Origin of the sequence: Streptomyces sp. NPDC059455 (genome assembly GCF_042750115.1) — a bacterium.
Classification (GTDB): domain Bacteria; phylum Actinomycetota; class Actinomycetes; order Streptomycetales; family Streptomycetaceae; genus Streptomyces; species Streptomyces endocoffeicus.
This window is the reverse complement of record NZ_JBHYVB010000245.1, coordinates 13,405-15,025: the sequence shown is the minus strand read 5'-3', so window position 1 is coordinate 15,025 and position 1,621 is coordinate 13,405. Positions and strand designations below refer to the sequence as shown.

Below are 1,621 nucleotides of genomic sequence, written 5' to 3'. Positions count from 1 at the left end.
CCCGCCGCGCCCCGCGGCCCCCCCCCCGGTGTCAACACCGCGTGGAGCGCAGCCACTGCTCCACGCTCGCGATGTGCACCGTCGCCCAGGACCGTGCCGCCTCCGCGTCACGGTCCCGCAGGGCGGCCAGGATCGCCCGGTGCTCATGGAGGGTGCGGCTGACCGCGTCCTCCTGTGTCAGACCGCGCCACACCCGGGCCCGGGTGGTGGGCCCGGAGAGCCCGTCGAGCAGCGAGCAGAGCACCGAGTTGCCCGAGGACTGGACGATGCCGCGGTGGAACTCCAGATCGCAGGCGACCAGCTCCTCCACGGACGGCTCCTGCCCGAGCGCGTCCAGCTGCTCCTGGAGCCGGTCCAGCTCGGCGTCGCTGATCCGGGTGGAGGCCAGCGCCGTGGCCGCGGGCTCCAGGATCCGCCGCACCGCCAGGAACTCCAGCACCGTGTCATCGCGGTGGAAGTCCACCACGAAGCTCAGCGCCTCCAGCAGCAGTTGGGGGTCGAGGCTGGTCACATAGGTGCCGTCGCCCTGCCGTACGTCGAGGATCCGGATCAGCGACAGCGCCCGGACGGCCTCGCGCAGCGAGTTGCGCGACAGCCCCAGATCGGCGGCCAGCTCGCTCTCCTTGGGGAGCCGGTCACCGGGGCGCAGCGCACCCGAGACGATCATGCCCTTGATTTTTTCGATCGCCTCGTCGGTGACCGCCATGGTGGACCTCCCCGGGCCAAACATCCGATGTATCAGGTCCATTATGACGTGCTTGAACCGGCGGCGTCTGCCGGGGACGCCGCCGGTCCACTGTGACCTTTTACCAGGAGGGCCCGAAGCGGGCTCAGAGCCGTTTCATCGGATGGCTCAGAAGGTGAACGGCCCCGGGGACTGCGGCGAGGTGGCGGTGCAGTTCACCGTGATCAGACCGAAGATGACCAGCTTGAGCGACTTGGCCTCCAGGACGTCGCCCGCGGCCACCGTGCCCTTGAGCGGGCCGGTGGTCACATCGGAGCCGGTCGGGATCGCCGGGTTGGAGCTCCCGGTGAAGGTCTTGGTTCCGCCGCCCTTCTTCGACAGCGTCAGCGTCGAGCTCACCGAGCCCGCCGGAACGTCGATCGGGGCCTTGATCGCCCCCGAGGACAGGGTGATGGTCGCGGCGGTGCCGCTCTGTGTGGCGGTCAGGCTGGCCAGGCCCGACCCGTACGTCCCGCAGTCGGCCGTGAGGGTGGCGGTCGTGGGGGTGACCGCGGTCGCGGTCGGTGCCAGCGCCAGCGCGCCGGCGGCCAGTGCTGCTGTTCCCATTGCCGTGCTGATCCCGAGCTTGATCCGTCTCATGGGATTGCCTTCCGGAGTGGGGGAAAGTGCGGCTGATGTGTGGGGGGTTCCCGCCCGTCATCCACGGGCGATGTCATTGATGCGCGCACCGGCGAAGAAGGCAAGAGCGATTCAGCTGATTTTTAACGCGCGAGTAAGTTCGCGGCTCGCGGCAGACCGGCCGTCAACTGCCCCCGACGCGCGGCGAGTTCGTGAGATCTCGGAACGGCCCCGGCCGCGCTCCGCGGGGCGGATGGGGGCAATTTGCGGTAGCGGCGGGGCGGGGGGGGGTGGGGTGGGAGCTCCGCGCGCGCGCCG

General features: G+C 70.3%; 2 protein-coding genes. Both read right to left on the bottom strand.

The features are described 5' to 3' along the window. Positions 1-31 precede the first annotated feature (31 nt). Positions 32-706: a FadR/GntR family transcriptional regulator gene (locus ACFXB5_RS46915; RefSeq protein WP_385220381.1), complete on the bottom strand. Its 675-nt coding sequence runs from the start codon at positions 704-706 to the stop codon at positions 32-34. A 147-nt stretch (positions 707-853) separates the two neighbouring features. Beyond that, complete coding sequence (locus ACFXB5_RS46910; protein ID WP_385220378.1) at positions 854-1,324, bottom strand: hypothetical protein; 471 nt, start codon at positions 1,322-1,324, stop codon at positions 854-856. Between the last annotated feature and the right edge of the window lie 297 nt (positions 1,325-1,621).